Origin of the sequence: Spiroplasma sp. ChiS, from assembly GCF_002968355.1 — a bacterium.
GTDB lineage: Bacteria > Bacillota_I > Bacilli_A > Mycoplasmatales > Mycoplasmataceae > Spiroplasma > Spiroplasma citri.
In genome coordinates, this window is sequence record NZ_PUUH01000296.1 from 1 (window position 1) to 6629 (window position 6629).

Sequence of the window (6629 nt, forward strand, 5' to 3'; positions counted from 1 at the left end):
TATTAGAAACTATTGAATTAATTAAAAATAATAAAGATGGTATTGAAAATCAAGCATTAGAATATAATATTGGTTGTCATGTTGAAGGTGATGTTTCACATTATATTAAGGTTGTTAAGGGGCGTGGTGCAAAAATATATTGTAAAGAAACATTTAATAATATGTTAATTGCTTCAATGTTAAGACTTAATAGAACTATTGAATTAATTAAAAATAATAAAGATGGTATTGAAAATCAAGCATTAGAATATAATATTGGTTGTCATGTTGAAGGTGATGTTTCACATTATATTAAGGTTGTTAAGGGGCGTGGTGCAAAAATATATTGTAAAGAAACATTTAATAATATGTTAATTGCTTCAATGTTAAGACTTAATAGCAGAATTAATGAAGTTAAAATTAATAAAAATAAAGAAAAAATTGAATCTAATATTTTTAAATTAAATCAATCTCAAAATCAATTTTTATCTTTATAAATAAAAAACTTTTTAAAATTAGTAATAACTTTAAAAAGTACTTTTTAGTGTGTCAAAATCCATAATTTTATAAAATTATTTATTCAATTAAAAATATAATTTTTAAAAAAGTTGAATTTTTTATAAATTTTGTTATCATTTATTCATAAGCGAGACATAATTTGTTTCTAATTACTTAATTTTATTAAAAACCTCAAAATAATATATACTACCATGAAATTAGGGGATAAGAATAATCTCACAATTGAAGCTGTCTCAACTGGAAGTTTATTACTTGATGAAGCAATTGGAGTCGGTGGGTATCCCAAAGGAAAAATTATTGAAATTTTTGGACCAGAATCATCAGGCAAAACAACCCTATCATTTCCATGCTATTGCTGCCCCTGAGTTTTTATATGTTATATCGTTTGTGTTATTTATTGTTTTGTTTTTTGGAATTTTTTTTTTAAATTTATTCAAAAAATGTGGAGTTTTTAAAAATGCAAAATGATTGAATTAAATTAAAAGAGTTTTTTATTCATATATTTTTGTTTATAGATAAAACGAATGTTGAAAGTATTATAATGTGGAATTTAACACAAAATGAATATTTAACTTTGATTGTTGGTGTTTGAATTGTGATTTTGTTTTTAACTTGGTTTTTCTTGTGAATGGTTTTTAAAATAGTTGGGTATTTTAAATAATGAAAAAGTTTATATTTTTCTTTAAAAACTATTGTTATATTAGTGGTTCAATGCTTTTGTTTAGTTTAATTGATTTATTACTTTGGTTAATTTCTTTGTATTGTGTTGGTTTAGTATTTTGAATATTATTTGCTTTGCAATGTGTATATTTTGTGTGATGATTGTGAAAAAATATTTTTTATCAGTTAAATGCTTTTCGGTTAGTAAATTTTGGCTGTATAAATTATTTAAGGGTATTTAATATATTTTAAGAAATTATGGAATAAATAATCCACATACTTAATTTAAAGATACCATGTTTAATTTTGGCTGTATAAATTATTTAAGGGTATTTAATATATTTTAAGAAATTATGGAATAAATAATCCACATACTTAATTTAAAGATACCATGTTTAATTTTATTGTCAACAAATTTTTATATTTTGTATAATGTACGATGAAGCTCCAAAAAAGCAACTCTTGTTAAAGGGTTGTTTTTTTATTTGAAAAATCCATTTTAGTAAATGGTTTAATTATTCTTATTTAATTTCTTTATATTTTTATACCCTACTTTTTTTTTATACAGTCTAAATTGTTTGAGATAATCCGTTATCGGTAATTATTGGTAAGTTAGGAACTGGTAAAACATTACTTTTAACTTATTTGTCGCAAACTATGAAATTATTGACAGATGAAATTTATAGTAATTATCCGTTAGAAGATGATAAAGTTAAAGTTTTAACATTTAAAAATTTAGATTTTACCGATAGAACAAAACCGGTTCCCCCAGATGATAGTGTTATTTTATTTGATGAAAGTTATTTGTATATTGATGGAACTAGTCCTCATGATGAGAAAAAAGTTTATAGTGGTAAAATACCGTGAATTGTTTTAGCGACACATTTTGGACATCGTGCGTTGTTTACTGCTCAGCGTGAGGTTATGATTTGAAATAATATTCGCCAGTTAGCAAGTGGAATTATTATTCCAATTTCATTGAAGATAACGAAACTATTACATTTTAAAAAAAAGATTTAATTTTTTTAATCGTTTCTTTATTATGCAAATTGGTATTTTCCAAGATATAACGGATTATGAAATTTGAAAAACAAAATCAGTAGAACGAACAGCAGAAGGTAAAAGAGCAAAACATAAGTCAGATGTTGGGTTAGGAATTCGGTTTTTTAAAATAATTATTCCGCTTGAATTTGCCAATAAGTACGATAGTCAATGGTTAAAGTTTGTGCGTGATTTAAAAAATGATGAAATTATTGATAAAAAAGAATATTATTGGTCAGAAATCACATAACTAGCAAAACTAATGTTAATTTCGTTGTATAAAGCATCATCACTAATTTTAGTTTGATATCATCCTAGTGGTTCAATATCTTCGAATTCTAATGCTGGTGACATATATGATCAAGTAATTGAACTATTTTGTAATAATTTTAATACTTCATAATGACCCCGCACCACCATTTCAAACAATTCGTTGATTATTTTCGGTTGCAATTTTAATCATATTATTTAAAAAAGAAAAAATTATTTTTTTAGTCTTTTTTATAAAATAATTTGTTAAATTAAAAAATACTTGCAAAAATTTTGCAAATAAAATATAATAACAATGTAGTTAAAATAGGTTACATAAAGACTAATTAGTTATTAATATGGTCATGGTCCAATCTTAATAATTAATTGTGTTTTTAATTATATGTTTCCTTTGTAAAAAACTACAAAATGAAGCTAACATTGCAAGTAAGTACTCTAATTGTATAATCATTTAACGGTCCAAAATATTACTTTTAAAGTAATTGTTTATAAAATTATTTAATATTATCTAATTGCAATGTATATTTGATGCTTTATTAAAAAGCTATTATTTAGATGATGATCAATTAGATTATTTGCATAAACATTACCGACCAATTTTTACTTTTGATGATAATGAATCATGTATTTGTTTAAGTAAAGAACAGTATGCAAATTGTTGTAAAACAAAGGTATTAAATTCAACTAAAAATCGCGCCAAATATATTATATTTGATGCTTTATTAAAAAGCTATTATTTAGATGATGATCAATTAGATTATTTGCATAAACATTACCGACCAATTTTTACTTTTGATGATAATGAATCATGTATTTGTTTAAGTAAAGAACAGTATGCAAATTGTTGTAAAACAAAGGTATTAAATTCAACTAAAAATCGCGCCAAATATATTTCAATTTTACAAGCAGTAGGAAACTTAGTTTTAAAAGAACAATATATTCAACAAGAAACAAAGCATTATCAACAAGTTTTAAAAAATTGTACTAAACAAAAATGTATTTTACAAGAATGTAATAATAAAGTTGCTCAGCATAATCTTTATTCGTTTAATATTACTAAAAATCATTATTATTTAAATCGTTATCATTCTAAACATTTTTTTAAAAATATTAAGACATCTTTTTTAGATTTATCAATTGCAGAGCAAGCACCTTATTTTTTTAATGTTTTTTGTCAAAAACATTTAACTGAATATGTTAAATCAAACAAAACACTTGTTCCACAGTTAGAAGCATTATTAATGAATATTAACGATAATTTAGTTGATCATCAAGAACTTTATGAAACTTATGTTAATTATTATTATAGTTTAAGTGTTGCTGAACAAGTTATTTTAACAATTAAACTTCGTCGAATTATGAAATTAGCATTAGTTTATCAATTAGAATTGTCTCGTTTACTAAATGATTTGGATAATCAACAACATAGTTATGTTGTTAAAAAAATAACTTTGCCAAAAGAAATTCATTCAATTGTTTGCAATGACATTTTATTAGCTCAATTAACTCCAATTACTTTTCAAGCAATTAATTCACCAAATAATCCGTTTTTACCAAATAAAATTTTATACACAAGATTAGTTAATAATGTGAAAAAAGGGGAAGTTTATTTTATTTATCAGAAAAATAATCGTATTTTTAATACTTACTTTACTGAATGAGAAGAAAAAAATAAAAATGACAAACAATGACAAAACTATCTATCAAGTATTATTCTTAATCAAGGTACCCATTTTTTAATTGATAAAAAATATTATGATAAACTAAATCAAAAAACAAAAGATTTAATTAATATTTATTATTATAACCGGTTTGAACAACCACGAAATTCAGCAGAAGAATTAATGCTTCAAACCTTTATTAATAATTTTAATAATGGTATTAATATTTTAAAATAGGAAGTTGATGAAAATGACAATCTTAGGATGAATTATAATTGGATTTTTTCTTAGTTTATTATTTATTTTTGTTGGTTTTTTAGGATGATTTTATCAAAAAAAACAACAACTTTTTTTCCAAATTTACAAACAACTAGAAGTTGAAAATCAAGAATATATTAATAATAATTTATCAAAATTAACTTTGCAAGAAATTAACGTTAAATTCAAATTAGAACCAGGTGAAAAAGTATTTAGTAATATTCCTGTTATTATTTACCTTCAGCATAAATTAAAAAGCAGTCAAACTCATTCTAAATATACAATCCCATTTTCAAATGGTATTAGTGTTGGTTATGGCGAAGGCAAAAGAATTAAAGAAATGTATCAAATTCCATTTCAAAATGGTCATATGTTTATTACAAAACGAAGAATTTTAATTATAAATGAAGAAATTACTACGATCTGACCATTAAGTGAAATTAATAATCTTGAATTAAGTATTTTTCGGATTAATAATATTCTATGCCAAGGGTTTTATTTATATACGGAACAAAAACGTTTTATAATCATTGTAAAAGGCTTAGAAACGCCATATCTAATTTATAAGGTGTGAAAACATGAATCATAGTTATTTAATTGGAATTATTTTATTTAGTACTATTTTAGGTGGTGCAATAATTATTGTTGCTATTTTAGCTTTATTCCAGGAACAAAAAATAAAAGATTTCAAACAAAAAAAAACGAACTTCAAACAATGATTAATAATCATCAACAATTTTTAAATGCTAACTTGGTGGCAATTCAAATAAAATATGAATTACCAAAAAATGAAATTTGTTATTATCAAGCACCAATTAGTGGTTATGAAATAACAAAGCAAAAAGAACTTAAACAAAATGTTTACTATTTAACTCAACAAATGAAAGAACAATATTATGTTGAATACTTGACTGGTTATTTAAATCTTACTACTAGTAATAGTAAGGAAAAAATTAATGGGATCATTTATGTTACAAATTACCGCTTAGTTTTTCAAATCAAAGATGAAAATCTTCTCATTTGATTAAAAGATATTAATTTTGTTTTACCAAGTGTTTTTAACCTTAATGGTTTTTATCAAATCGGTTTTTTTATTAGTACTACTGAAAAAATTTATCGCTTTATTACAAATGATGTTAAAATATCAATGACAATTTTTAAAACATGACAGCAAAATAGGGGAGGCTAATTTAACAATGAAAATGAACATTATTTTAGTTTTTTCATTAATTTTAATGTTAGCTTTATATACTTTTCATACTTTATTTTTTATTCATTATCAAAAACAAAAAGAAAATAATAAAGCAAATAAAGAATATAAATGAAAAGCAATGCTAATTTTTATCTTTATTACCATCTATCTATTTTTAACTCCACTTAATATTTTCATTATTATTGATTATATTTTATTAATGACTTTATCAAGTATCCCAAATACTTTTGCTTATTTATTTGTAATTATTGCAATTTGTAATTATGGCTTAATTTTAAGTTATTTAATTATTCAAACATTAGTTAATAATAGTTTATGAATTAAAGTAAATGATGAAACTATTTTCTTTCTAGATGAAGAAATTATGCTATCACAAGTAATTGGCATTGATATCAATGGTTTGTTTAATAAAGTTATTTACAAAGTTGATGGTGAAATTGAAAAAAAAGTTATTGTTGGGAAAAAAACATTTCAATTTTTAGAGCAAATTAAATTAACAAATTAAAAAACAATCAACGTGTTGGGAAAAACCAGTTGATTGTTTTTTTCTGTTTATGTAACAAAAATAATTATGTTGGCGAAATAAGGATTTATGTAAAATATTTTTTTATGGTAACTTAATTAATAAAAAGAAAAGATAAGAGATAATCTAAAGGGGAGAGATAGTAGTATAATTATAAATCCTTTATATAATTATTCTGTTTACTTTAGAGATTTAGGAAAAATACTTTCACATTTTGTATTTTTGGTTTTAATATTAAAATAATACAATATTTTTTTATTTTTTAATAAAATAAAATATTTTTCCAAAATTAAAATATTACTATTATTAAAATTTTACAAAAGAATTATATTTTTTTTGTCATATTACTTACCTTTATAAAGATTGTATAAATTATTTAAGTGTAGAAACCACACACATTTTGTATTTTTGGTTTTTACAGTTTTGGAAAGTAAATTTTTTTAATATTTTTAATTGAGGAGTTGAAATTATGCAAACAAAACATTATTTTATTTTGTGGTCCTTA

At 22.5% G+C, this 6629-nt stretch carries 10 protein-coding genes and 2 pseudogenes; 10 read left to right on the top strand and 2 right to left on the bottom strand.

The annotated features are described in order from the left end of the window. The 6 genes and pseudogenes from C6B38_RS10400 to C6B38_RS12460 form a co-directional block, all read left to right on the top strand. Positions 1–476 (top strand): annotated as a pseudogene (locus tag C6B38_RS10400) (hypothetical protein); the annotation flags it as partial. A 213-nt stretch (positions 477–689) separates the two neighbouring features. Continuing rightward, positions 690–854 (top strand): annotated as a pseudogene (locus tag C6B38_RS12450) (recombinase RecA); the annotation flags it as partial. Between the two features lie 101 nt (positions 855–955). Further along, positions 956–1159, top strand: a complete 204-nt coding sequence (locus C6B38_RS07885) for a DUF2649 family protein (RefSeq protein ID WP_105299217.1) — start codon at positions 956–958, stop codon at positions 1157–1159. Continuing rightward, positions 1159–1410 (top strand): hypothetical protein, encoded by a 252-nt coding sequence (locus C6B38_RS07890; protein ID WP_233485684.1) that lies wholly within the window; start codon positions 1159–1161, stop codon positions 1408–1410. Before C6B38_RS07885 ends, C6B38_RS07890 begins: the two co-directional genes overlap by 1 nt. Positions 1411–1815: 405 nt before the next feature. Further along, a complete protein-coding gene (locus tag C6B38_RS12455; RefSeq protein ID WP_233485685.1) occupies positions 1816–2178 on the top strand; it encodes a hypothetical protein in 363 nt (120 codons plus the stop codon). Positions 2179–2200: 22 nt separating this feature from the next. Next, positions 2201–2449, top strand: a complete 249-nt coding sequence (locus C6B38_RS12460; protein WP_233485686.1) for a hypothetical protein — start codon at positions 2201–2203, stop codon at positions 2447–2449. Here C6B38_RS12460 and C6B38_RS07900 read toward each other — a convergent pair. Both C6B38_RS07900 and C6B38_RS11585 read right to left on the bottom strand, forming a co-directional pair. Beyond that, entirely contained in the window at positions 2428–2613 is a 186-nt protein-coding gene (locus C6B38_RS07900) for a hypothetical protein (RefSeq protein ID WP_233485687.1), read from the bottom strand. The two genes, C6B38_RS12460 and C6B38_RS07900, sit on opposite strands and share 22 nt — an antisense overlap. Beyond that, a complete protein-coding gene (locus tag C6B38_RS11585) occupies positions 2573–2737 on the bottom strand; it encodes a hypothetical protein (RefSeq protein WP_233485688.1) in 165 nt (54 codons plus the stop codon). The genes C6B38_RS07900 and C6B38_RS11585 overlap by 41 nt, the downstream gene beginning before the upstream one ends. A gap of 244 nt (positions 2738–2981) precedes the next feature. On the opposite strand from C6B38_RS11585, the gene C6B38_RS07905 reads away from it, so the two are divergent. The 4 genes from C6B38_RS07905 to C6B38_RS07920 all read left to right on the top strand — a co-directional run bounded on the left by C6B38_RS07905 (position 2982) and on the right by C6B38_RS07920 (position 6106). Next, on the top strand, positions 2982–4367 hold the full coding sequence (locus tag C6B38_RS07905) for a hypothetical protein (protein WP_233485689.1): 1386 nt from the start codon (positions 2982–2984) through the stop codon (positions 4365–4367). A 13-nt stretch (positions 4368–4380) separates the two neighbouring features. Then, positions 4381–4977 (top strand): hypothetical protein, encoded by a 597-nt coding sequence (locus tag C6B38_RS07910; RefSeq protein WP_199558620.1) that lies wholly within the window; start codon positions 4381–4383, stop codon positions 4975–4977. A gap of 126 nt (positions 4978–5103) precedes the next feature. Further along, complete coding sequence (locus C6B38_RS07915) at positions 5104–5577, top strand: hypothetical protein (RefSeq protein WP_233485690.1); 474 nt, start codon at positions 5104–5106, stop codon at positions 5575–5577. Between the two features lie 7 nt (positions 5578–5584). Next, the gene (locus C6B38_RS07920; protein ID WP_105299219.1) at positions 5585–6106 is read left to right on the top strand and encodes a hypothetical protein; all 522 of its coding nucleotides are present in this window, start codon (positions 5585–5587) and stop codon (positions 6104–6106) included. Positions 6107–6629 lie beyond the last annotated feature (523 nt).